Source organism: Xanthomonas sp. WHRI 10204, assembly GCF_040202875.1.
GTDB lineage: Bacteria > Pseudomonadota > Gammaproteobacteria > Xanthomonadales > Xanthomonadaceae > Xanthomonas.
In genome coordinates this window covers 792,578-816,851 of sequence record NZ_JBEGDW010000002.1, presented here as the reverse complement: position 1 = coordinate 816,851, position 24,274 = coordinate 792,578, and the positions used below count along the sequence as shown (strand labels likewise).

Annotated in this window: 16 protein-coding genes, 2 other RNA genes and 1 riboswitch; of the genes, 7 read left to right on the top strand and 11 right to left on the bottom strand. The window is 64.9% G+C overall.

Features of this window, described 5'->3' with window-relative positions; all coding sequences use genetic code 11:
- Positions 1 to 171 precede the first annotated feature (171 nt).
- The 3 genes from ABQZ00_RS14340 to ABQZ00_RS14330 all read left to right on the top strand — a co-directional run bounded on the left by ABQZ00_RS14340 (position 172) and on the right by ABQZ00_RS14330 (position 1,653).
- Positions 172 to 657, top strand: a complete 486-nt coding sequence (locus tag ABQZ00_RS14340; protein WP_115527293.1) for a hypothetical protein — start codon at positions 172 to 174, stop codon at positions 655 to 657.
- A 134-nt stretch (positions 658 to 791) separates the two neighbouring features.
- The gene (locus ABQZ00_RS14335; protein ID WP_311239934.1) at positions 792 to 1,517 is read left to right on the top strand and encodes a PAS domain-containing protein; all 726 of its coding nucleotides are present in this window, start codon (positions 792 to 794) and stop codon (positions 1,515 to 1,517) included.
- Positions 1,518 to 1,576: 59 nt separating this feature from the next.
- Positions 1,577 to 1,653, top strand: a non-coding RNA gene (locus ABQZ00_RS14330) — sX9 sRNA.
- Between the two features lie 899 nt (positions 1,654 to 2,552).
- Here the strand turns inward: ABQZ00_RS14330 and ABQZ00_RS14325 are convergent.
- From ABQZ00_RS14325 to gcvP, 4 genes are all read right to left on the bottom strand, one after another.
- Positions 2,553 to 4,658, bottom strand: coding sequence for a catalase (locus ABQZ00_RS14325; protein ID WP_323537990.1), 2,106 nt, complete (start codon positions 4,656 to 4,658; stop codon positions 2,553 to 2,555).
- A gap of 223 nt (positions 4,659 to 4,881) precedes the next feature.
- On the bottom strand, positions 4,882 to 5,736 hold the full coding sequence (locus ABQZ00_RS14320; protein ID WP_323537991.1) for an aldo/keto reductase: 855 nt from the start codon (positions 5,734 to 5,736) through the stop codon (positions 4,882 to 4,884).
- Positions 5,737 to 5,851: 115 nt separating this feature from the next.
- Positions 5,852 to 7,522 carry a carboxylesterase/lipase family protein gene (locus ABQZ00_RS14315; RefSeq protein WP_323537992.1) on the bottom strand — a complete coding sequence of 557 codons (1,671 nt, stop codon included), beginning with the start codon at positions 7,520 to 7,522 and terminating at the stop codon, positions 5,852 to 5,854.
- Positions 7,523 to 7,899: 377 nt separating this feature from the next.
- Entirely contained in the window at positions 7,900 to 10,788 is a 2,889-nt protein-coding gene (gcvP, locus tag ABQZ00_RS14310) for an aminomethyl-transferring glycine dehydrogenase (protein WP_323537993.1), read from the bottom strand.
- A 90-nt stretch (positions 10,789 to 10,878) separates the two neighbouring features.
- Positions 10,879 to 10,993: riboswitch (glycine riboswitch) on the bottom strand.
- Positions 10,994 to 11,262: 269 nt separating this feature from the next.
- On the opposite strand from gcvP, the gene ABQZ00_RS14305 reads away from it, so the two are divergent.
- Together ABQZ00_RS14305 and ABQZ00_RS14300 are read left to right on the top strand one after the other, a co-directional pair.
- A complete protein-coding gene (locus ABQZ00_RS14305) occupies positions 11,263 to 12,516 on the top strand; it encodes a multidrug effflux MFS transporter (protein ID WP_115553252.1) in 1,254 nt (417 codons plus the stop codon).
- Between the two features lie 16 nt (positions 12,517 to 12,532).
- Positions 12,533 to 12,937 carry a hypothetical protein gene (locus ABQZ00_RS14300; RefSeq protein ID WP_055845632.1) on the top strand — a complete coding sequence of 135 codons (405 nt, stop codon included), beginning with the start codon at positions 12,533 to 12,535 and terminating at the stop codon, positions 12,935 to 12,937.
- 115 nt (positions 12,938 to 13,052) lie between these two features.
- On the opposite strand, the gene ABQZ00_RS14295 is transcribed toward ABQZ00_RS14300, so the two are convergent.
- The 7 genes from ABQZ00_RS14295 to ABQZ00_RS14265 all read right to left on the bottom strand — a co-directional run bounded on the left by ABQZ00_RS14295 (position 13,053) and on the right by ABQZ00_RS14265 (position 22,112).
- Positions 13,053 to 13,128, bottom strand: a non-coding RNA gene (locus ABQZ00_RS14295) — sX9 sRNA.
- A 42-nt stretch (positions 13,129 to 13,170) separates the two neighbouring features.
- Positions 13,171 to 13,476, bottom strand: coding sequence for a hypothetical protein (locus ABQZ00_RS14290; protein WP_323537994.1), 306 nt, complete (start codon positions 13,474 to 13,476; stop codon positions 13,171 to 13,173).
- A 158-nt stretch (positions 13,477 to 13,634) separates the two neighbouring features.
- Entirely contained in the window at positions 13,635 to 15,569 is a 1,935-nt protein-coding gene (locus ABQZ00_RS14285; protein ID WP_323537995.1) for an XVIPCD domain-containing protein, read from the bottom strand.
- Positions 15,570 to 15,701: 132 nt separating this feature from the next.
- Complete coding sequence (locus ABQZ00_RS14280) at positions 15,702 to 17,720, bottom strand: M2 family metallopeptidase (protein WP_323537996.1); 2,019 nt, start codon at positions 17,718 to 17,720, stop codon at positions 15,702 to 15,704.
- Between the two features lie 136 nt (positions 17,721 to 17,856).
- A complete protein-coding gene (locus ABQZ00_RS14275) occupies positions 17,857 to 19,518 on the bottom strand; it encodes a phosphoethanolamine transferase (protein WP_323537997.1) in 1,662 nt (553 codons plus the stop codon).
- Complete coding sequence (locus ABQZ00_RS14270; RefSeq protein WP_323537998.1) at positions 19,515 to 20,279, bottom strand: phosphatase PAP2 family protein; 765 nt, start codon at positions 20,277 to 20,279, stop codon at positions 19,515 to 19,517. Before ABQZ00_RS14270 ends, ABQZ00_RS14275 begins: the two co-directional genes overlap by 4 nt.
- Before the next feature lie 99 nt (positions 20,280 to 20,378).
- Positions 20,379 to 22,112: an ArnT family glycosyltransferase gene (locus ABQZ00_RS14265; protein ID WP_323537999.1), complete on the bottom strand. Its 1,734-nt coding sequence runs from the start codon at positions 22,110 to 22,112 to the stop codon at positions 20,379 to 20,381.
- Positions 22,113 to 22,258: 146 nt separating this feature from the next.
- Here ABQZ00_RS14265 and ABQZ00_RS14260 point away from each other — a divergent pair, with 146 nt between their 5' ends.
- On the top strand, positions 22,259 to 22,975 hold the full coding sequence (locus tag ABQZ00_RS14260) for a response regulator transcription factor (RefSeq protein WP_323538000.1): 717 nt from the start codon (positions 22,259 to 22,261) through the stop codon (positions 22,973 to 22,975).
- A complete protein-coding gene (locus tag ABQZ00_RS14255) occupies positions 22,968 to 24,266 on the top strand; it encodes a sensor histidine kinase (RefSeq protein ID WP_115527305.1) in 1,299 nt (432 codons plus the stop codon). The genes ABQZ00_RS14260 and ABQZ00_RS14255 overlap by 8 nt, the downstream gene beginning before the upstream one ends.
- The last annotated feature ends 8 nt before the right edge of the window (positions 24,267 to 24,274 follow it).

The following is a 24,274-nucleotide window of genomic DNA, read 5'->3' as shown; positions in this document are numbered from 1 at the left end:
TGCCGCCGATAACCACGTAGTCGAGTGCGCTTGCGGTGTGCCGTTGGATAACCGGCGATGAAATGGCGGCTGATCGGGCGCCGGCATCATCGCCCGGGCGTCATGTCGACGTGTCAAAATAGCGCTTCTTTAACTTTCCCAATCCCTGCCAGGATCGCAAGGATCTTTTGCATGCGCACGTTCGTCCGCCCGGCCTTGCTAGGGCTTGCCCTCATTTTCAGCCCTGCCTGGAGCGCCGCACCGCGGCCCACGGCGGCTGTGCCTGCACGTGCGCCGGTGGCCACTGCGCCTGTGACTGCCAGCGCGACAGACGCCGCCAATAGCGAGCTGCTGGTGCCGTTGCCGGCGACCCTCAAGCCGGGCATGAGCTATCGCGCGTTTTCGCAGGCGATTGCCGAGCAGGGCTGGCAGCCGGTCGACCCGCTGGCAGCGGACAGCTGCATGGCCGCAGGCGATTGCGAAATCGAATTCGTGGCGCCCACAGCCGGTGCGCGTCTGCGCGTACAGGTGGGGTCGCAATCGGGTGCGGCAGTGGTGCAGACCTGGGCAGCGCGGCGCACGCCGGCCGATCGCATGGGCGCCACCAGTGCTTCCATCGACGCTCCCAAGGACGGCCGGGCTGCAGTCACCGCCACCGTGGCCGAACAGCCGCGCTGAGCGCCTGCAAACCGAGCGACAGGCGCGGCGTATCATGACGTTGCGCACCGGTGGTGTGTGCAGACGCTGATGCGTCACTGCACCGCTGCGCCTCTCCTGGCCCCGAGTCCCTCGCACTGCATGAATCCTCTCGCATGAAGAGCATCGACCCTGCCGATCTGGAAGCGTTGTTCGATGCCGTGCCGGACGTGCTGTTTTTCGTCAAGGACCGCGAGGGTCGCTACACCCACGTCAACCAGACCATGCTGCGGCGCCTGGGCCTGAAATCGCGCAAGGAACTGATCGGCAAGCGTGTCGCCGAGGTCTACCCGAGCGGTCTTGGCGCCAACTACGCCAATCAGGACGAACAGGTGCTGGCGGGTGAGGTGATCGACAACCTGCTGGAACTGCATCTGTTCGCCAACCGCGAGCCGGGCTGGTGCCTCACCTGCAAACGTCCGCTGCTGGTCGACGGCAAGGTACAGGGCATCATCGGTATCTCGCGCGATCTCGGCCCGCAGGACGGACACGAATCGCAGTACGAAAAACTCAGGCTTGCGCTGGCGTACCTCAACGCCAATTACGCGCAAAACGTGCGCATGCAGGCATTGGTGGAGATCACCGGGTTTTCGATGTCCAAGCTGCAACGCTCGTTCCGCAAGGTATTCCAGCTAACCCCGCAGCAGGTGCTGGCCAAGTTGCGTTTGCAGATGGCCATGCATTTACTGCACGGAAAAAAGAGCCTGACCGAAATCGGCCATGCCTGCGGCTTCAGCGATCAGAGCGCGTTTGCGCGACAGTTCAAGCAAGCGGTGGGTATGACGCCGCGCGAGTATCGTGCGCTGGCGAGCACGACGCCGTTTCCTGCCGAACCGTCTTAGAGCAGCTACCTGCACGACTGTGCAGCCGCCAGGCGGGCGCGGCCGGTGCTCGGTGCGGCATGTACCACTCGTACACTCCGGTTCTGAGCGCGCCGTCCACACCCACCTGACGACTGCTGGCTACGTTTTGTTAGCCACTCTTAGCGCATCTGACAAAACGACTGCTCAACAGCGGACTTGCTCGAGCACGCGCTTGTCTTGCTGCTTGCGGAGAGCTGCGTGAGTCGATCGAGCTCGAATTTCGGCGTCGTTTAGTGGAGACGGGTAACAGCCGTGTAAGTCGAGCGCGCGGTGCCCTCACCGCTTGCGGGACACGCCGTGAATCCGTCCATTGAGGCTCGTTGGCGGCATCCATGCCGCCAAGGGTCCCGCAAGCGGTGAGGGCACCGCGCCAGGAAGGTTGCAGGTGGCTTTGTTGAACGCCCGCCGGTTGGTTGGCTTGCGATGGGAGACGTTTGTCGGGCGCTCCATTATCCGAACAGCACGCGTCATGATCTTCTCTTGACCATGCACACCGACCATCTCGACGGGTCCTTGCCCGCTCACCGTTGCGGGACCTTATGCGGCAGGGATGCAGCATAAGAGCCTCCAGGGATGGATTCACGGCGTGTCCCGCGATGGTGGGCGGGCAAGGGCCTTGCAGCCAGGCCGCAGATCAGCTGCTTTGCGCCTGATCTATCCGCAGTGTCCAGGACCCAGGGCAACACACCCGAAGCAATCGAGACTTCAAACCATGCAGCGCTTGGGCGCGATCAGCTACCTAAGCCAAAGCTCTCAGTGAGTCGAGCGCACGGTGCTCTCGCCGCTTGCGGGACATGCCATGAATCCGTTCCTGCAGGCTCCTTGGCGGCAAGACCTGCAAGCGACGAGGGCACTGCGCCAGCACGTTGGTGAGTGGCTGAATCAAAAGCTGGCTGCCCTGTCGGAGACCTTGGTCTACTGCTGGGGAAAAATTGCTGTGTGCATACGCGACTTGGGCGCGAAACGACGTAAACGTCGCTCGCGCCCAAGCCTGCGCAGGCTGTGCGAATCCGCTTACGCCAACATGCGCACCTTCGGCTCGCGCGCCCACTGGCGGGTCTTTGCTGCGGTGATGAAGGCCTTGGTATCGGCTGCGGGGACAATGCCTGCATCCTTGCCGACATTGCCGGCCTTGAGCAGCAGTTGCGCGCCGTCGTCGAAGGCAATCGCCTTCAGATGCGCCCAGGCGTTGCTGACGAAGTCCAATGCCGCCGATTCGTTGGTCAGCAACTTCGCAGCTTCCGACGACAGCAGCACTGCCACGGCATCGAACACGATCGACGGCGTGCCGGCCAGCTGGCCATCCGCAGCCAACTGCTTGCCATCGCTGAGCTTGGCGCCACCGCGTTTGGGCGCGACGATTTTTACTGTGGCGCCGGCTGCTTCAGCGGCCTTGCGCACGGCCTTGATCGCTGCGGCATCCGAGCCGTCATGGATCAGAATGCCCACCGTGCGGCCCTGCAAGGTGTCCTTCATCTTGCCGATCAATTGCAGCGCAGGCGACAACGGCATGTCGGTGGGCGCAACCGCTGCCGGAGGTGCGGGCGGCAGTTTGCTCATGCCCATGCCGTCAGCCACGCGCTGCGCCAGTGCCGGATCGACATGACGCAGATGACCCACGATGGCCTCGCGCACGTGCGCGGTGTCGACCTTGGATAGTTCAAACACCAGCGCCGATGCCAGATGCGCCTGTTCCGGTGCGCTCTGGCTGCGGTAGAACAAGCGTGCCTGACTGTAATGATCGGCAAAACTCTCTGCGCGCACGCGGCCCTTTGCGCCATCTTCGGCAGGCGTTGCATGGCTGGGGAATCCACGCAGCGCTTCGCGCGGCGCATCGGCCTGCAGCGAGCTGGGTTCGTAGGCGACGCGGCCCTTCGGCACGCCCATCTGCATATGCCCATCGCGCTGATTGTTGGCGAACGGACACTTGGGTGCGTTGATCGGGATCTGATGGAAATTCGGCCCGCCCAGGCGGCTCAACTGCGTATCCAGATACGAGAACAGCCGGCCTTGCAGCAACGGGTCGTTGCTGAAATCGATGCCCGGAACGATGTTGGCCGGGCAGTACGCCACCTGTTCGGTTTCGGCAAAGAAATTGTCCGGCCAGCGGTCCAGCACCATGCGGCCGACGATCTGCAGCGGCACCAGTTCTTCCGGAATGACCTTGGTCGAATCCAGATGGTCGAACGGAAACGCCTCGGCCTCCGCTTCGGTAAACAGCTGCACGCCAAGCTCCCACTCGGGGAAGTCGCCGTTTTGAATCGACTCGAACAGATCGCGGCGCTGGAAATCCGGGTCGGCACCGGCCAGCTTCACGGCCTCGTCCCAGATGGTCGATTGCAGGCCCAGCTTCGGGCGCCAATGAAATTTGACGAAGGTGCTGTCGCCGGCCGCGTTGAGGAAGCGGAAGCTGTGAATGCCGAAGCCTTCGATCATGCGCAGCGAGCGTGGGATGGTGCGGTCGCTCATCGCCCACATGATCATGTGCATCGATTCGGGGGTGAGCGAAATGAAATCCCAGAACGTGTCATGCGCGCTGGCAGCCTGCGGAAAGCCGCGGTCCGGCTCCATCTTCACCGCATGGATCAGGTCCGGGAACTTCATCGCGTCCTGGATGAAGAACACCGGGATGTTGTTGCCCACCAGATCCCAATTGCCTTCCTTGGTGTAGAACTTCACCGCAAACCCGCGCACATCGCGCGGCGTGTCCACCGAGCCGGCACCGCCTGCAACGGTAGAAAAGCGCGTAAACAACGGCGTCTTTTCGCCCACTTCGGTGAAGATCTTGGCTGTGGTGTATTGACTCAGCGATTTGGTCAACTCGAAATAGCCATGCGCGGCGCTGCCGCGTGCATGCACGATGCGCTCGGGGATGCGCTCGTGATCGAAGTGGGTGATCTTCTCGCGCAGGATGAAGTCTTCCAGCAACGTCGGCCCGCGCGGCGTGGCGCGTAGCGAGTTCTGGTTGTCGCCAACCGGGATGCCCTGGTTGGTGGTCAATTGCGGATGCGAGCCGCCGGCTTTCTGATGCAGTTCGTCACCAGTGCCGCGCAGTTCCTGCGCGCTGGCGGAACTGCCGACAGAAGAAACCTGTGCGGCTTTACTTGGGGACTTGGCCATGGGGGACTCCACGTTGGCGGGCTGGGATGCTAGCGATCCAGCCGAGCCTGGGAGTGGCGCTGTTAAACGAGTGTGTCTACATGCGAACGAACACTCACACACACACACGTCGCGCAACGCAAAGCGTGCGCTACCGCGCGCTCTGCAATGCCAACTCAACCACACGCATGATGCGAACGCCGCCGCATGCGCGGTATGCATGTGCTTGCGTGTGGTGTCGGAACTACAGCAGATCCAGCGGCTGTTTGCGCATGGGCGGCGGGAACGCGCTATCCAGCGTTGCAAGATCCTGCGCGTCCAGTTGCAAAGTGCACGCCGCGGCGTTCGCGCTCACGTGCGCAGGCGTACCCGATTCGGGAATGGCGATGACCTGGCCGCTGCGGATCGCCCACGCCAATGCCACCGCGGTGGCGGCCACGCCACGTCGTGCACCGATGGCATGCAATACGGGGTGATCGAGCAATGCGCGGCTACCCAGTGGCGAGTACGCCATCACCGTGACCTCATGCTCGGCGCACCACGGCAGTAGATCGAATTCGATCCCGCGGCTGCCGGCGTGATACAGCACTTGATTGACCAGGCAGCGCTGCCCGCCATCGATAAGCCACAGATCCTGCATGTCGTCCACATCGAAATTCGACACGCCCCAATCGCGAATCTTGCCGGCGTCGCGCAAAGCTTCGAACGCAGCGACCACTTCGGCAAGATCGCTCCCGCCGCGCCAGTGCAGCAGATACAGATCCAGGGTGCGCACGCCAAGCCGCTGCAGGCTGGCTTCGCAGGCGCGTGCGATGCCACGTGCGCTTGCATTGCTCGGCAACACCTTCGACACCAGATACGGCGATTGTGCGCTGTCGATGGCCTGGCCGATCAACTGCTCGGAACGGCCGTTGCCGTACATCTCGGCGGTGTCGATCAGCCGCATGCCCAGCTGCTGGCCGGTCTGCAGTGCTTCGATCTCCTGCTGCGGCGGATGCCGGCCCTGGCCCAGGTTCCAGGAACCCAGGCCAAGCGCTGCGACGCGGCGCCCAGTGCGCAGCAGCACCTCAGGGCAGGGGGATGACGTGGATGTGGACATGGAGCACTCCCGTAACGGTGATTGCATGTAACTGAGCGAAGGCCGGCACGTGGGGCCAGCGGCATCTGCGTCATCGGCGTGTCTGGATGCAGCTGCGGCCTCGTCTAGGACACGCTCATCGTTGATCATCGCGTGTGAGGTCCTGCTGATGCTGTTGCAAACGCGCAGGCAGTGGAGCTGCAGCGGCCTGCGCCTGTGCATCCCAGAACGCGCAGCGGTGCCGCTGTACGAAGTCGGGCGTAGCGCCGATCCTGTGTGGCGACACCGTCAACGGTGTGTCGCCATCGAAGCGCGGCCACGGCGGTCGCCCGCCACCATTGGGGTCGCCAGTACGGGCAAACGCGCCCCAATAGTCCTGCAAAGTGTCGGAAAACGCCTGTTGCGCGGCATTGAACTGCGGGTCGCCACTGAGCACCCAGGCGCGTTGAAACAGATACACCAGTTCGGAGGCGTGAAACGCGCCCAATGGACGCGAAAACGGCAAGCGCCACAGGCCGTATGGCGCCTGCGGATCGTCGAACTCATACGCATACACCGCGGCATGCGTGCGCAAGGCTTGCCCAAGCCGGCGCGTGGGGCAGGCGAAGCCGCCGTCGGTGACGATGTCGGCAAAGGCTTCCCAGCGCGACTGCGTCGCGACATCCGCGTAGTGCGCCATGATCGGTGCTGGCGCCGCATACATGCGCTGGATGCGCGCTTCATAACCGCTGCGCAGCGTGAGCTTGCCGATGTAGGACAGCAGTTGGGCGAACAGGCGTCCCTCATCGCGGTTGTTGCCGATCAGGACCGGGACTTGCGCATGCTGCGCGTTGGCAATCGCTTCGGCGGGCATTACCGGCAGTACATCGCCGCCGGCCATCGGCGCCCACGCATCGCTGCCGGTCAAGCCGCGGCGCTGCGGTGTTGCATCGGCCAACGCCTCGGCAGGAAGGTCGCGCAGACACGCGGCCACATCGCTTGCCCGCTCGCAGCCAAGCGTCTGTGCCATGCGCGTACCGCCGCGCTCGGCCTCGGCACGCGTCACGCTCGAATCGGATGCAAGACAGCTACCGCTCTGCAGAATCGCGCGCTGAAACAGGCCACGCGCGCCTGGCGACGCGAGCTGGTAACAGATGCTCCACGCGCCGGCGGATTCACCGAACACGGTGAGGTTATGCGCATCGCCGCCGAATGCAGCGATATTGCGTTGCACCCAGCGCAACGCGGCCTGTTGATCGAGTAGCGCATACGCGCCTTCGCCTTCGCCACGCAGACTCGGGTGCGCGAAGAATCCGAAGACCCCCAGCCGATAGTTGGGTGCCACCACGATGACATTCTGCCGCGCTGCCAATGCACTCAGGTCGTAGTCGGTATTGCTGCCCAGCTCCAATGCTCCACCGTAGATCCACACCATGACCGCGCGCGGGTGTGTCGGCGCAGGCCCGGGCGGTGCGTAGATGTTCAGCGTAAGGCAGTCTTCGGAGACCTGCTTTTGCCCGAAGCGATACCGCGGCAGGCAGGCGGGCCCGACCTGCGTGGCATCGCGAACATCCTTCCAGGCCGCTGCCGGTTGCGGTGCACGGAAGCGCAACGCGCCTACCGGCGGCGCGGCGAACGGCACGCCCAAAAACGCCTTGCCGTGTGCGCTGGCCACACCGCGCACCACGCCCGCATCGGTCTGTACCAGCTCGGCACGCGCATCGGGCGCATGCACCAGCGCCGGTACCTCGCCGGGGCGACGTGGCGCGCAGCCGAGTAGCAGGGTGGCTGCCAACAGCAAGGTGCCAAGATGTTTCAGTGCAAGCATGCGCAAGGTTCTGCCATAAGGGGAGGGCGTTCGCCATCATGCCCAGCGCATGTGTAGGCGAGGCAAACGCGCGCGCAGTGCGCGCGTGGCATCCGTTGGTAGCTGCGATCGGCGATGGCTCTTAAGCAAAACAATGCAGACGCACACTCTTTCCAAGTGCAGTTGCAATACAGGGCGGTAGCTCCAGCAGCGGCTCTGGTAGCGAGCGTGTCGCTGTCAGCATGTGGAGACCGCGCGGTCATTGGTCGTGCTGCAACCGGCGTGCAGTCGCCATGAATGTTGCCCCTCTCGCGCATCTGGCTCGCATCGCATGACGCAAAAAAAAAACCGGCTGTTTCACCAGCCGGGTGTGATGGTTACCGCGTCTGTCATGCCACTCAGACCTCGGCGTCTTCCTTGTACGCATCCACCGGGATGCAGGCGCACATCACGTTCTTGTCGCCATAGACGTTGTCCACGCGCGCCACCGGCGGCCAGTACTTCTGCTGCTTGAGGCTCGGCAGCGGGAAGGCGGCCAGCTCGCGCGGGTAGGCATGGGTCCACTCGCTGGCCGACACCTGCGTGGCGGTGTGCGGGGCGTGCTTGAGCGGGTTGTCGTCGCGGTCCAGGCGGCCGTCTTCGATGGCGCTGATCTCTTCGCGGATCTGGATCATCGCGTCGATGAAACGGTCCAGTTCGTGCTGCGATTCGCTTTCGGTCGGCTCCACCATCAAGGTGCCGGCGACCGGGAAGCTCAGCGTCGGCGCGTGGAAGCCGAAGTCGATCAAACGCTTGGCGATGTCTTCGGCGCCGATGCCGCTGGTCTTTTCCAGCGGCCGCACATCCAGGATGCACTCGTGCGCCACCAGGCCATTACGGCCTGTGTACAGCGTCTTGTAATGCGGTGCCAGCCGCTTGGCGATGTAGTTGGCGTTGAGCAATGCCACCTGCGTGGCCTTGCGCAAGCCGCCACTGCCCATCATGGTCACGTACATCCAGCTGATCGGCAGGATCGAAGCCGAGCCATAGCTGGCCGCGCTGACCATGCCCACATCGCCTTCGCCGCCCAGCGTGCGCGGCAAAAACGGCGCCAGATGCGATTTGACCGCACACGGGCCCACGCCCGGGCCGCCGCCGCCGTGCGGGATGCAGAAGGTCTTGTGCAGGTTGAGGTGCGACACATCCGAGCCCCACTTGCCGGGCTTGGCCACGCCGACCAGGGCATTCATGTTGGCGCCGTCGGTGTAGACCTGGCCGCCATGCGCATGCACCGCTTCGCAGATCGCCACCACGTCTTCTTCGAACACGCCATGTGTGGACGGGTAGGTGATCATCAGCGCGGCCAGACGATCGGAATACTTCTCCGCCTTGGCGCGGATGTCTTCGACATCGACATTGCCGTTGGCATCGCACTTGGTGACCACCACCGTCATGCCGCACATCTGTGCGGAGGCCGGGTTGGTGCCATGCGCCGATTCGGGAATCAGGCAGATGTCGCGATGCGCCTCGCCACGCGAACGGTGATAGGCGCGGATCGCCAGCAGGCCGGCGTATTCGCCCTGCGCGCCGGAGTTGGGCTGCAGGCTCACCGCGTCGTAGCCAGTGCACTCGACCAGCATCGCTTCAAGTTCCTCGATCAGCTGCGCATAGCCGGCCGATTGTTCTGCCGGCGCCAGCGGATGGATCGCGCCGAATTCCGGCCAGGTCACCGGGATCATTTCGGCGGTGGCGTTGAGCTTCATGGTGCAGCTACCCAGCGGGATCATGGTGCGATCCATCGCCAGATCCTTGTCGGCCAGCGAGCGCATGTAACGCAGCAGTTCGTGTTCGCTGTGGTGAGTATTGAATACCGGGTGTGTCATGAACGGGCTGGTGCGCAGCAGGCCTTGCGGCAACGCATCGGCGGTGGCTGCGTCCAGTGCATCGATGTCCGCCTGGGCACCGAACAACTGCGCCAGCGCCACCACATCGGCGCGCGTGCTGGTTTCGTCCAGGCTGATGCCCACCGTTTCGCTGTCGATGGCACGCAGGTTGATGCCGGCCGCACGCGCACGTGCATGGATGGCATCGGCATCGATCGCCTTGACGTGCAGCGTGTCGAAGAAATGCTCGCCGACGCTCACGCCAGCGCTACGCAGCGCGGCAGCCAGGATCGCGGCCAGGCGATGGGTGCGACGGGCAATGCGGGTCAGGCCATCGGGGCCGTGGTAGACGGCGTACATCGAGGCCATCACCGCCAGCAGCACCTGCGCGGTGCAGATGTTGGAAGTGGCCTTTTCGCGGCGGATGTGCTGTTCGCGCGTCTGCAGGGTCAAGCGATATGCGGGGTTGCCGGCGGCATCGATCGATACGCCGATCAAGCGGCCCGGCATCGAGCGCTTGTACGCGTCGCGGCAGGCCATGAAGGCCGCATGCGGGCCGCCAAATCCGAACGGCACGCCAAAACGCTGCGAATTGCCGACCACGATGTCCGCGCCCCATTCGCCGGGCGCGGCGATCAGGGTCAGGGCGAGCAGATCGGTGGCCACCGCCACCAGCCCGCCCTGCGCATGCACCGCATCGGCCAGCGCGGCGTGGCCGCCGATGGTGTCGAAGTGAAGCCGGCCGAAGCTGTCCGGATACTGCAGCAGCACGCCGAAGCACTCGGCCTGCAAGGCTTCGTCCGGGGTGCCGACGCGCAACACGATGCCCAGCGGCTCGGCGCGCGTGCGCAACAGTTCCAGCGTCTGCGGATGCACCGCGTCGTGTACGAAAAAGATGTCGGATTTGGATTTGGCCGAACGCTTGGCCAGCGTCATCGCTTCGGCCGCAGCGGTGGCTTCGTCCAGCAGCGAGGCGTTGGCGATCTGCATGCCGGTCAGATCCGCGCACAGGGTCTGGAAGTTGATCAACGCTTCCATGCGGCCCTGCGAAATCTCTGCCTGGTACGGCGTATACGCGGTGTACCACGCCGGGTTTTCCAGGATGTTGCGCAGAATGACCTTGGGTGTGTGGGTGCCGTAATAGCCCTGGCCGATAAAGGTGCGCTGCACCTGATTCTTGCTGGCGATGGCGCGGATCTTGGCCAGCGCTTCTTCTTCGGTGATCGACTCGGGCAGCGCCAGCGCAGCCGGCGACTTGATGTTGCCCGGCACGATGGCGTCGGTCAGCGCATCCAGCGAGGCGTGGCCGACCACGTCCAGCATCTGCGCGATTTCTGCGTCATTGGGGCCGATGTGGCGTTCGACGAACGCGCTGTGGTGTTCGAGGTCGCGCAGGGAAGACGAGGTCTGGGACATGGCGGGCATCCGGGTCAGGGGGCAGACGAATGGTCGACACGTCTCCCAGCCGGCCCGGCGCGCACAGCGCACCACGACCCGCCGCAGAGACGGTCTTCCTCGCGCCCCTCTGTCCTTTTGCCTGAGAGTTTAAAAACGCGGCCTGGCCATTGGCCTGCCTGCGTTCCGTGCCCCTTCGGCGCCGGCATCGGCCGGTCTCTCCAGAGTTGTACTGCGGATGGTATCGGGCCTGAGCGATTACGGGCTGTTGCGCCTTCGGCAGCGGCAGTGCCGCTTCTCCCACCGTGTTGCCGGGCCGATTATAGCGTGGGGCTACGCCACCTGGCGCACCCGCCGGGCCGATCGCACCTTGGCTGCCGCACTTGCGTCTGCTTAACCTTGCAACGGCGAGCGCCTATCATCTTCTCCCTTGTGCTCATCCCGGCGCCGCAACTCGCGGATGCCGGCGTGCGTCCCCCGATGCACCACGTTTCGGATTCCTGCATGACCCCCACCACGCCCTCCACCCGTCGCATGGCGCTGCTGCTCGCCGGGCTGGCGATGTTCGGCCCGTTCTCCATCGACACCATCTTCCCGGCGTTCTCGCGGCTCAGCCGCAGCCTGGCGGTGGACCAGGTGGCGATCCAGCAGACCATCAGCGTCTACCTGCTGGCTTACGGGGTGATGAGCATCGCGCATGGGCCGCTCTCAGACGCCTGGGGCCGCAAGCGGGTGATCCTGGGCGGGCTGGTGCTATTCATCGCCGGCTCGATCGGCTGCGCGCTGTCGCAGGATCTGCCCACGCTGCTGGCCTTCCGCGCGTTGCAGGGCCTGTCGGCCGGCGTGGGCATGATCGTCGGCCGTGCGGTGATCCGCGACCTGTTCCATGGCCCGGACGCGCAACGGCTGATGAGCCAGGTCTCGATGATCTTCGGCATCGCGCCGGCCATCGCGCCGATCATCGGCGGCTGGATCCTGCTCAGCGGCGCCGGCTGGCCGCTGATCTTCTGGTTTCTGATGGTGTTCGGGCTGGTGCTGCTGATCGCGACCATGCTCTGGCTGCCGGAAACCCACCCGGTGGAAGCGCGCACGCCGCTGCAGCTCAAGCGCTTGCTGCACGACTACGTGCGGATCGGCTTCAACCCGCGCTTCCAGCGCCTGGCGGCGGCCGGCGCGTTCAACTTCGCCGGCATTTTTTTGTACATCGCTTCGGCGCCGGTGCTGATCATGCAGCACCTGCATCTGGGCGAAGGCGACTTTGCCTGGTTATTCATTCCCACCATCGGCGGCATGACGCTGGGCTCGTTTTTGTCCGGGCGCATGGCCGGCCGGATGAACCCGGTGCGGCAGATCCGCATCGGCTTCATCTGCTGCGGCGTGGCCGCGCTCGCCAACCTGGGCTATACCTTGTCGGTGGCGCAGATCGCGCTGCCATGGGCGGTGCTGCCGATCTTTCTGGCCGGTGTCGGCATGGCGTTGATCTTCCCGATCCTGGCGCTGGCGGTGCTGGACATGTACCCGCAGCAGCGCGGCCTGGCGTCGTCGCTGCAGGCTTTCACCCAGCTCATGACCAACACGGTGGTGGCCGGCGTGCTGTCGCCGCTGCTCAGTGAACACCCGCGGCATCTGGCGATCGGCATGACCGGTTTTTTCCTGCTGGGCTGGCTATTCTGGCGCTGGGAGCGCCGCAGCGGCCGCCGTCTGCGGCACCGCCAGGCCACCGAGGCAGTGCCTCTGGAGCCGGCCAACCATCTTTGACCCTACAGGAGCCTGCATGTCCACCGATTCCAAGTTGCGCCGCGATGCCCGCAAGCGTGCAACCGAGCGCCAGCGCAACCAGGCCGCCGCCAAGGCCACGGCCGAATCGCCGATCGAAGCGCATGCCGAACTGCGCGACCAGCAACGCACGCTGCTGGCCGGCATCGTCCGCCGCGACGGCGAATGGGTGCTGGGCATGGACGGCCGCATCGCTGGCGAAAGCACCAGCGCCGCGCAGGTGTTGACGCTGATCATGCGCGCCGCCGAACTGCACGAACGCCAGGGCACCCCCGTGCGCCTGACCTACTCGGACGCGCTGAAAGATGCCGCGCATGCCGAGGCCCAGGCCGATGGTATGGAATTCGAGCAGTTCAAGGCCCGGTTGAGCGAGCGCTTGCAGGGTGGCGCGAAGCTCAACTGAAGTACCTTCGCTGGGCGCCTTCGCTGGCGCGTGGAGTTGCGAACGGATCACTCGCCTGTGGTGTCCACTGCACGGGCGCGAGCGTCACCTCCATCGCTTGTCTGCTGCTTAGAGTGGCTAACAGAACGTGGCGAGCAGTGTCAGGTGAGCGTGGACGGCGCTCTCAGAACCGGCGTGTACGCGTGGTACATCCCGCACCGAGCACCGGCCGCGCGCGCTTGGCGGCTATGGAGTCATTTTGTTACCTGCTCTTGGGCGCCGCGCCGCAGTAGGCGGCAAAGCATCCAACCGCAGGCGAGCAGCACGGTCACCATCGTCATCACCAACAGTGCGGTGTCAGTGGTCAGGCGCCAACGCGCGATGCAGGCAAAAGAACGATGCAAGTAAGTGCTGATGGCCGAGGCGGTCAGCCCAGGCGCATTCCAGCAAAACGCGATCACCAGGTGCCGCAGGAACAGCAGCAGCGCCGCAGCCGCCGCGATGCATCCGCTCGCACTGGCGCAGATCGCGATCCATCGAAAACGCTGGAGTGCGATCATTGGCGCCACAGATGGCCCATCACGTGGCGCGCAGCATCAGGTGCGCGCGAGCCGGCGTTAACTCCCGATCCAGCACGCTACGCCGACACGGCGGCTGGTCGCGCGTGATCGAAGTCTGTCGACCTGCGCAATCACGTGCGACCGACCAGCGCACTGCCTCAGCGCGCCTGTGCCTGCCGCTGCGTCTCCTGCTGCAACACCTGCGCCTGCGCAGCAGCATCGCGCTCCGTGCCGGGTTCCAGCGCCTGCAGGCGCTGCAGACTGGTGGCCACGGGCTCTTCCTGCGCGGCCTTGGCATCGAAGCTGCCCCGTAGATGCGCTGGCGAGTCGAGTGCTCCCTGCACCACGAAGCCACGCGCCGGATCGTTGCCGAGCACCACGTGATCGACCCGCTGCAAGCCATTCTCGCGTGCGGCCACCACAGACCCCATGGCCAGGCGTTCGCTGTCCATGCCGGCCGCGGGGCCGGGTGTCGCCTGCAAGCGCTCCACTGCCGCCGTGCATTGCTGCAGCAAGGCATGATCCGCATGCGCTGGATCGCGCGGATCCGGCAGCACCTGGGCGACGTCCGCCGGTCGCGGCAGCACGGTGGCATCCACACGCTGCAGCTGGCCGTCGTATTTCCCGTCGGCGCCGTCGGCGATACGCTGCAGCCGCTCGGCGAACCCATAAGGCGATCCACCCACATTGCGGGCCATCGCGATCGCAAACTGCTCGGGCGACTGCGCCGGGGCGTTGCTGTCGCCGACCAGTGAGGTCAGCGCGCTGCCGCCGATCTTGCTGGCGTCGGCGCTGGTGCGCGTCTGTTCCAGCAGCGCCTGCATCTGCGCCTCGCTGAATTCCAGCGTGGTCTTCTGCCCTGGCGCGATCGCGCCGGTGCCTGTCATCTCGCCGCTCAACGCGCTGTTAAGCGCCTGCGCGATCGCCTTTTCCTCACTGGCCTCGTTGCGCCCGCCCAGGCGCTGCAACAAGCCCGGCGCCGCCACATCGCCATCGATCTCGAAACGGTAGCTGCGCTGCTCCACGCGTTCTGTAGCGTTGCCGTCGTAGTGGCGCACGATCGTCAGCGGCACGTTGTCGCCGTATTGCAACTGTTGCACCACGGTGTAGCCGTCCTGGCCCGGTGTGCTGATGCGCACCTGGCTGCCTTGGTTGCGGTTGCCGGCAACATCGGCGCTGAGCGGGCCCAGTTCCAGCTGCAGACGCTGCTGCGAACTGAAATTGATGCGCTCCAGCGTCTGCATCTCATCGACGCCGGGCACGCCCGGTGCAAGCTTGCCTTCGCGTACGAACTCGCCCATGGCCGCGCGCGCACGCGGATCGGCCAGATCGAACTGCGCGCTGTTCACTTGCGACTGGCCCAGGGAGTCGGCGCGCCCGATCAGGGCTTGCGCCGGTCCGGCTTTGACGCCAAGTGCATTCACCGCCTCGATGGCCGCGTTCGGTCCGGTCACCACACGCACGTGACGCTCGTCGACGCGTTCGATCATGTAGCTGCGGCCGCTGGCTTCGGTGATCTTGCTCTGCGTGGTGAGCCCTCGCAGACTCGCCGAAGATTCGCTTTGCACAAAGGTTTGGGTGTCCATCACCGCGCGCGCGCCGATCGGAAGGCTCTCCGGCTGCAGCGGATTCACCTGTCTGGCGGCCTCCAGCGGCTGGTCCACACCGGGCAGCGTCAGTGCGTAGCGCATGCGCTGCCCGGCACTGGCGCCGGCCTCGATGCTCAGCTTGCTGTCGCCGAGCGTGGATTGCAGACGTTGCTGCTGGCCGGTCTGCGCGTCGGCTTCCAGGCTGAAAGTGGTGGTCTTTGCGTCGGCATCGCTGAGACTTCCTGCGCTCAGCGAGCCGCCGCCACGCAGGCTGGTCTGGCCTAACGGCTGCGTCGGGTTGCCGCTGTTCTGCTCGCTGGTCTGCGCATACTTGGCCGACTGTTCTGCCGGGTTGACCGAGACGGTGCTGCTCCCAACTTTCGCCGCGTATTCGCTGTTGGAGCTGCTATAGGTCGGGTTGAATGCGCGATCGTTCGCGTCGTCGATGACCTGCTTGTTGCGGTCCACATCGCGCGCGTCCGGGCCGGTGGAGGCGTTGCTCATTGGGATGCTTCCTGCATGCTGCGCCTGTGCAGCGGGCGCGCAGTATATCGGCAGCGTTTTAGGCGTTTATCAAAGGAATGTTATGCGGCGGCCTGGGTGATGGCCGCCGCATGCCGCAGGCAAAGCGGCGCGTCAGCGCAATGCGGCAGGCGCAGGCGCGTTGCTCGCGGCAGCAGGCGCGGTTGCCTGCCAGCCGCACAATTGGCCCTGATTCTGCTGCTTGAGCCATTCGCTCATCGGTGCGAAGTAGTCCAGCATCGGGCCGGCGTCGAGTTTCTCGCTGCCGGTGAGCTCCTTCAGCGTGGTCTGCCAGGGCTGGCTCGATCCACGTTGCAACATCGACCAGAATTTCTGCCCTGCATCCTTGTTGCCGTAGAAGCTGCACTCATACAGCGGACCTTGATGCCCGGCCGCATCGCACAGGCCCTTGTAGAACTGAAACTGCAGGATATGCGCCAGAAAATAGCGCGTGTACGGCGTATTGCCCGGCACGTGATATTTGGCGCCGGCATCGAAGAAGTCTTCGCCGCGTGCGGTCACCGGCGCCACGCCCTGGTACTTGGCTTTGAGTTCCCACCAGGCCTGGTTGTAGCGCTCCGGCGGAATCGAGCCATCGAACACGCCCCAGCGCCAGCGGTCGATCATCAAGCCGAACGGCAGGAAGGCGACCTTGCTCAAGGCCATGCGCATCTGCGAGTTGATCAACGCTTCGCGCCCGGCCTGCTGTTCGCCGACCATGCCGATCGACTGCAGGTACTTCGGCGTCATCGCCAGCACGATGGTGTCGCCGATCGCTTCGTGGAAGCCGTCGTTGGCGCCGTTCTGAAACAGCGGTGGCAGCGGGTTGTAGGCCAGGTCGTAATAGATGTGGCCGAGCTCGTGATAAATGGTGGTGAAGTCTTCTTCGGTGGGCTTGATGCACATCTTGGTACGCACATCGGCGCCGATGTTCTGGGTCGGCTCGCCGCCCATGTTCATGTCCCACGCGCTGGCATGACAGACCACATCGCGGTCCAGCGGCTTGATGAACTGCGAGCGTTGCCAATAGGCCTCGGGAAGCTTGGGCATGCCCAGCGAGGTGTAGAAATCCTGCGCGCGCTCGGTCATCTGTTTGGCGGTGCGCAGTTGCGCCTCGCGCTCGGCATTGAAGCGTGCCGCCGTCCCGCCGTCGCCGCCGGTGTTACGCGCCAGTACCGCGCTCAGATTGCCCTGGTACTGTTTTTCCAGCGCGGAGGTAATGTCCAGATCGCCGGCGCCGGGGTAGGGCTGCAGCAGATCCCACAGATTGCTCCAGTCCTGCTGCCACATATTGCCCATCAAATGCGCCGGCAACAGGCCGCCGGCCACTTCGCCCTTGTCCTTGCCGTACTGCGTATCGAGCTTGCCGCGCGCGTAGCACTGCAGCTGCGCATACAGCGGTTTGACTTGCTCCCACAATCGGTCGGTCTCGCTGGCCAACTGCGCCGGCGGCATGTCGTAGCCGCTGCGCCACATCACCCCGACATCGGCAAAGCCGTTGCCGCGCGCGCCTTCGTTGGCCAGCTCGACAAAGCGCTGGTAGTCCTTGCGCATCGGCTGGGCGGTGCTATGCCAGCCCTGCCAGGCATCGAGTTGTTCGGTGTAGTCGCGGCTGCTGGCCAGCACTTGTTCCAGCTCACCGAGCTGGCGGCAGCGGCGTTGTTCGCCATCGCCCACGCAGTAACTCCCGGCGCCGTAGTCGCCTTCCATCTTGGCGGCGATGCGGGTGAGCTCAGCCAGTTTGGCCGGGTCGCGCGGTGCGGGTAGGGCGCTCATCAGTTTGAGCAGCTGCAGTGCGCGTGCGCTGTCTGCCGACATCGGTGTGCCGACGTACTGCTTGGATTGCTCGATCCAGCGATCCAGCTGCGCCAGCGAACGCTCGTTGGCCTTGGCGGCCAGCAGCTGCGAGTCGCCGTTGATGTAGGTCGACGACAGCCACTGCGCGGCAGTGACTTCCGGGTAGGCGGCCTTGTACTCGGCGCTGATGCGCGCAACGAACTGGTCGGCGCTTTCGGCAGGCGCGGTGTTGGTCGCGGCCGGTTTGGCTGGCGGCGGGGCGTCCTTGCGGCAGGCCGACAGCGATAACGTGCCGGCGGCCACAGCCAATGCCAGCAACAGCAGACGAGGATTCACGGGTGGTCCTTGCAGTGAAGTCCGGCGAAGGCTAGAGCGCGCGAGGCTTCAGGGCAAGCGGTCCTTCATGGGCAAGCAGTGCCGGTGCGGATGCCACGCAGCGGCAATCGATCCCGCTGTTGGCGGTGCCGAACGCTCAGCCTTTCCCCGTGCACTGCGCAAACACGTCGCGTTCGCGTGCATACACGCTGGTCTTGACCTGCATCAGGCCCAGCACCGAGGGGAACAGCGCGTCCTGATCGGTGTATTGCCCGGCGCGATGGCGCAGGCAGGCCTCATCCAGACCACGGTCGCGCGCAAACTCCGGCGAGAACCACATCACCATCGGCACGTGGGTCTGCTCCTTCGGTGCGATGGCATACGGCACGCCATGCAGATACAGGCCCTTCTCGCCCAGCGATTCACCGTGATCGGAGAGATAGATCATCGCGGTGTCGTAGTCGGACAAGCCACGCAATGCATGGATGGCCTGATTGAGGAAATGATCGGTATAGCCGATGGAGTTGTCGTAGGCGTTGACGATGCTCTGGCGGCTGCAGCTGCCCAGGTCGGCGGTCTTGCACACCGGCTTGAAGCGCTCGAACTGCGCCGGGTAGCGTTCGAAATAGCTGGGCCCGTGGCTGCCGAGTTGATGCAGCACCACCACGCGGTCGCCGGGCTTGGCACGCACTTGCGCCGCCAGATCGCGCAACAGGATTTCGTCCATGCAACGGCCGTCGGCGCACAGCTCCGGCGTGGTGGCGTCGTCCAGCTTCTGGATCTCCAGCCCCTCGCACACGCCCTTGCAGCCGGACTGATTGTCGCGCCACAGCGTGGAGATGCCGGCGTGTTCAAGCACGTGCAGGAACGACTGGTGGCCGCGGATCATGTCTTCGTTGTAATCGCGGCGGCCGAACGGCGAGAACATGCAGGGCACCGACACTTCGGTGCTGGTGCCGCACGAATGCATGTCCGGGAAATTGATCACGCCCGCCTGCGCCAGCTCCGGCGTGGTCTGCCGCGCATAGCCGCTGAGGCCCCAATTCTGCGCACGTGCGGTTTCGCCCAGCACCAGCAGCAACAGACGCGGGCGGCTGCCAGCAGCACGCGGCGTGGCGATCGCATCGTGTTCGATCGGCTGCTTGGGCGCATGCTTGATCGGCGAATCGGACTTGAGGTTCTGGCGCAGTGCGACGATGTAGTTGATCGGCGTGGCCAGGTAACGCACTTCGCGGTGATTGCGCATCAACGCCGAAATATCCTGCGACGACAGCATGGTGCCGGCGGCACCCACCACCGCCACCGCCAGCAAGAATCCCACCCGCACCAGCAACGTCTTGCCCGTGCTGCGTGCACGCAAGCGCGTACGCCACAGCAGCACGGTGGGAATCAGGAAGTAGCACACCAGCGGAAAAATCAGCCCCGGCGTGAGCAGCTCGCGCGATTCCTTGTGGTCGGTATGCAGCACGTTGCGCAGCATGTCCGCATCCAGATAGACGTTGTAGCTGTCCATGTAGTGCGCAGCCAGCGCAGTGGTGAACAGCAGCAGGGTCAACAGCGGTTTGGCGTTCCAGCGCCACACCAGCAGACCCAACAACAGCGCGTGCACGGCGACCAGCAGCGCCATCAACGAAATGGCAAACCCGATACTTCCCGGGTGCGTAGCCATTGCTGTGCGCCAGAACAGCTGATTGCAGACCAACGCGAAAAACACGCTCGACAGCAACACCAGCGCTTCGGTCGACACGATCGGCCGGGTACTCCATGTCAGCGCGCGCGTGCTGGTGCGCCCGCGCGGTTCCGGTAACCAGGTGCTCATGCTGCATCCCCCGATGGCAACATCGAATCAGACGTGCGATGTGGCCGAGCCAGCATCACGCAGTACAACCCCAATGCTGTCAGCCAGCACACTGCCAGCGACCATACATCGTGCGAGAGGAAATGCGCGCCGCGCAGTTGCTGCGCAACGCCGAAAATGAGACCTGCCGCCAACCCTATAAACAAACCTGGGAAGCGCCACGCAGGACGCAGCGACAACGCACAGAAATACAGTGCGACCCACGCATACCCGGCACTGGCATGGCCCGCCGGAAAACAACCGGACGCGGCAATGCCCTGGCGCGATTCGAACAAGCCGATCATCGCCTGCGTGCCGCCATATCGGCTCAGATCCCACGGGCAATCCATTGCGGTCCACGACTTGAGCAACGACACCAGCGAGGTCGACAACGCGATCGATGCGGCCAGATAGGTGAGCGGCCAACGCAGCACGCGCAAACGCGGCCTGCACCAGGCAGCCACCGCCAGAATCACGACGCTGACACCCGCAGAGGTACTCAACCCTCTGCCGATGCGATGAATCACGCCACTGGTAACCCAGTGGTCCTTGAGCAGCCAGTGGCCGCCTTCCAGTCGATACAGCGCATCGGCAATCCATTGGTCGCCGCCCGCGCCCATCAACAACGCGCTGACCAACAGCACAGCCGCCAGCGGCATCCACAGATGGCGAACGAAGAAGCGCGCCTGCACATCACGGGCGGTGTGCGCCAAAACTGGCGCGTGGACGGGAAGCGTGCTCATCGAGATGTCGGCCTGTGTCATTGCCCGGCATCTTCGAAACCCGGATGTCGGAGAGCGGTCGGACTGAAGTTGCCCAGCCGTTAACCCGACACCAAGCGTTCAGTCTGTGTCGCCATCGCTACCGGTTTGTTCGCTGTCGGACGCCGTGGTGATGCAACCGGCGTGCCACGCGGTGCCCGGCACCAATTGCCATTGATTGCGATTGGATTCGCCGATATCGATGCGTTGCGCCGGATCGATGCACGCCGGTACAGCCTGCTTGAGCACGAACAACCAACGTTTTTCTGGCGCCTGCGCAAGCCACGGGCCTGCCTTGTCCCATTGCTGCTGCCAACTCGCCTTGAAGCCGAAGTCGGTCACCGCGCGGTCGGCTTGCAGCAGGTTCTGTTCGCGCCAGGCCAGCATGCCCAGCTCCGCATCCGGGCCGACACGCTGGCCGACGCGCTGCATCAGCCGCGCGGATGAACTGTAAGGGTCCAGCGCGGGCATCAAGCCCAGGCCGTACACGCTCCACAGCGCCGCCGTCATGACCACCACCGCGGTGCCAGCGCGACGACCGCGCGACCACGCCAGCGCCGCCATGCCGACGATGCCAAGGCCGATCAGCCAAAATCCCACCGACTGCAACGAGGCCAGCTCCATGCCGCGCTTCAGCGCGGTGTTTTCGGCCCAGTGCAGATGCAGCGCAATGCCGGCACCCAGGACCAGGCCGGCAAGTGCGAGCAGCAGCACATAGCCGGTGAGCAGCACGCGGACACCGCGACGGCGCAGCAGCCCGGCCAGCAACGGCGCTGCTGCCACGCACAGCGCGGGCAGCATTGGAAAGATGTAGACCTCGCGCTTGCCCGGGCTGGCACTGAAGAACAGCAGCACCAGCACGCTCCACGCCAGCAGCAGCACATAGCGCGGGTCGCTGCGACGCAGCCGCCGCCACCACGCCGGCAGCAGCCACGGCAACAACAGGCAGCCCGGCAGCCACAGCGTGGCGATCACTTGCAGGTAGTACCAGAACGGTTTGACGTGATGCCAGGCGTGCGCGTAGCGCGTGCCGGTCTGCTTGAACAGCAGCTCATGCGCGTAAGCGTGCAATTGCGGGGCGTCGCTGTGCAGCAGCGCGATGCCCAGCGGCCCCAGCCAGACTGCGGTGCCAGCCAAAAACGCCGGCAGTACCAGCAGCCAGCTGCGCCCGGCCTGCGCACGCGCCGGCAGCACGCTCCAGTGCCGGCGCGGCAGCGCCATCCATGGCAGCAACAGCAGCAGCGGCAGGAAGCCGACGCCCTTGGTCACCGTGCCGACGCCGGCGGCAAACAACCCCAGCGTCCACGCGCGCCAGTCCGGCCCGCGCAGCACATGCCGCAGCAGCCCCCACAGCGACAGCGTGGTCAGCGCCACCAGCACCATGTCGATCTGCGCACGCTTGGCCATCAGGCCGAACTGCAGCACCGCAAATAACGCCAGCACCGCGTAGCCGGCCACGCGCCGGTTCCACAGCCGGCGCGTCATGTCCCAGGTCAGCCACAGCGTTGCCAGCGCGGCCAGCAGCGAGGGCAACAGAAACGCGACAGACCAGTGCGGCACCAGCTCATAACTCGCCGCCTGCAGCCACATGAACACCGGCGGCTTTTCCGCGTACAGCTCGCTGCCACGGTGCGGCAGCAGCCAATGGCCGCTTTCGACCATGGTGCGTGCGGCCAGCACAAAGCGCGGCTCGTCCGGCGGATTGGGTTGGCGTAGCCCGAGCCCGGCCACCAGGCTGACGACGATCAGCAGCAACGCGGCAAGCAACGCACGCCGACGAGGGAGAGAGGCAGAGCTGGCAGGCGACACGTGCATGCCCCGATTAAAAGGGGCCGAACGATAGCTGGCAAGCAGGTCGGAATTTTGTCGGAACGCGCGCCGAGCCGCCTGGAGCGGTCGGGTTCGGCTCGGCTCGGTTAGGATGCGCACATCGTCCCTGTCGGGCTGTTCTGGAAACCGCCATGCGGCTGCTGGTCATCGAAGACAACCGCAACATGGTTGCCAACCTGTTCGACTATTTCGAAGCGCGCGGGCACACCCTGGACGCAGCGCCCGATGGCGTCACCGGCCTGCATCTGGCCACCACCCAGCAGTACGACGTGCTGGTGCTGGACTGGATGATGCCGCGCATGGACGGGCCGGAGGTGTTGCGCCGCCTGCGCGAGCAGCATCAGTCCGAACTGCCGGTGATCATGCTGACCGCGCGCGACGAATTGCCGGACAAGATCGCCGGCTTCCGCGCCGGGGCGGACGATTACCTGACCAAGCCGTTCGCGCTGCCCGAGCTCGAAGTGCGCATCGAGGCCTTGCTTGCGCGTGCACATGGCCGTCGTCGCGGCAAGCTGTTGCAGGTAGCCGATCTGCGCCTGGATCTGGCCACTCTAGAGGCCACCCGCGACGGGCAGGTGCTGCACCTGTACCCGGCCTGCCGCAAATTGCTGGAAGTGTTGATGCAGGCCAGCCCGGCCGCCGTCACCCGGCAGCGCCTGGAACAATCGTTGTGGGGCGACGACCCGCCCGACGGCGACATGCTGCGCTCGCATATCTACGAATTGCGCCGCAGCGTGGACGGCCCGTTCGCGCAGAAGCTCATCCATACCCTGCCACGGCTTGGCTACCGTTTGGCAGAACTCGATGGCGCCAGCGAACCGGCGAGCAGCGATCGCGCCGATGGCTAAGCCGCGCCCGTTGGGACGTCGGGTCATGGTGTGGTTGTTCGGCTACACCTTGCTGATGACGTTGGCGGTGTTCGGCACCGCGCAATACCTGCACGAGCGCGCCGAGCATGGCGTGTGGCGCTCGCTGCTCAACTCGGAACTGGACAGCATCCTGGACAGCAGCGCGCAAAGTCCCGGTTACCACTGGCAGGATTCGGACACCTTGCGGTTGTATCGTCTCGATGGCAGCAAGCCCGTGCCGCCGGTGTTACGCACCTTGCATCCCGGCCTGCATGAGCGTGACGTCGACGGCCGCCCGAGCGCGTTGATGGTGCGCGACACGCCGCATGCGGGTCGCCTCGTGCTGGTGCTGGATATCACCGACTTCGAAGCGCTGGAAAAATTCCTCACCCGCTGGATGCTAGCCGCCGGTATCGCGCTGATCGGCATCACCTTGCTGATGGGTGCTTACGCAATGGCCCGATTGGTGAGCCCGTTGGTGAAGCTGGCCCGCGACATCGGTGCGCTGCGTCCGGAACGCCGTGCGCAACAGATTGCCGTGGGTGCGCAGGGCAGCGCCGAGTTGTACGTCATCGCCGATGCGCTCAACGATTATCTGGAGCGCAACGGCCAGTTCGTCGAGCGCGAACGCGCCTTCATCGACAGCGCCAGCCACGAGCTGCGCACGCCGATCGCGGTGATCGGCAATGCGGTGGAACTGGCCTTGGAGCAACCCGGCACGCCGCCGGCGGTGCGCCATCAATTGCAGCGCATCGCACAGACCAGCGCATCGGTAGAGCAACTGATCACCTTGTTGCTGGTGCTGGCGAAAGACCCGAGCCGGCTGGTGGGCAGCAGCGATACGTTGCGGCTGGATCATCTGATTCCGGACATCGTCGCCGACCACGCGCATCTGTGCGCAGACAAGGATCTGCAGCTGGTCATCGACCCGTTGCCGCCGTGCAGCCTCACCGCCCCGGTCGCCATCGTGCAGACCGCCATCGGCAATCTGCTGCGCAATGCGATCGAAAACAGCGACCGCGGCATTATCCGCATCACGCTCTCGGCGCCCGGCATGGTACGCATCGCCGACCCGGGCCACGGCATGACGCCGGAAGAGATCAGCGCGATCTACGCACGCCTGGCGCGCGGCAATGCACGGCAGGGCAACGGCATCGGTCTGGAACTGATCGGGCGGCTGTGCGAGCACCTGGGCTGGAAACTGAGCCTGGAATCCGATGCAGGGCAGGGCACCGTCGCGACGCTGGATCTGTTTGGTGCCGTGGCGGCGATCGAGCCCACACACGCATAGCCTCAGCG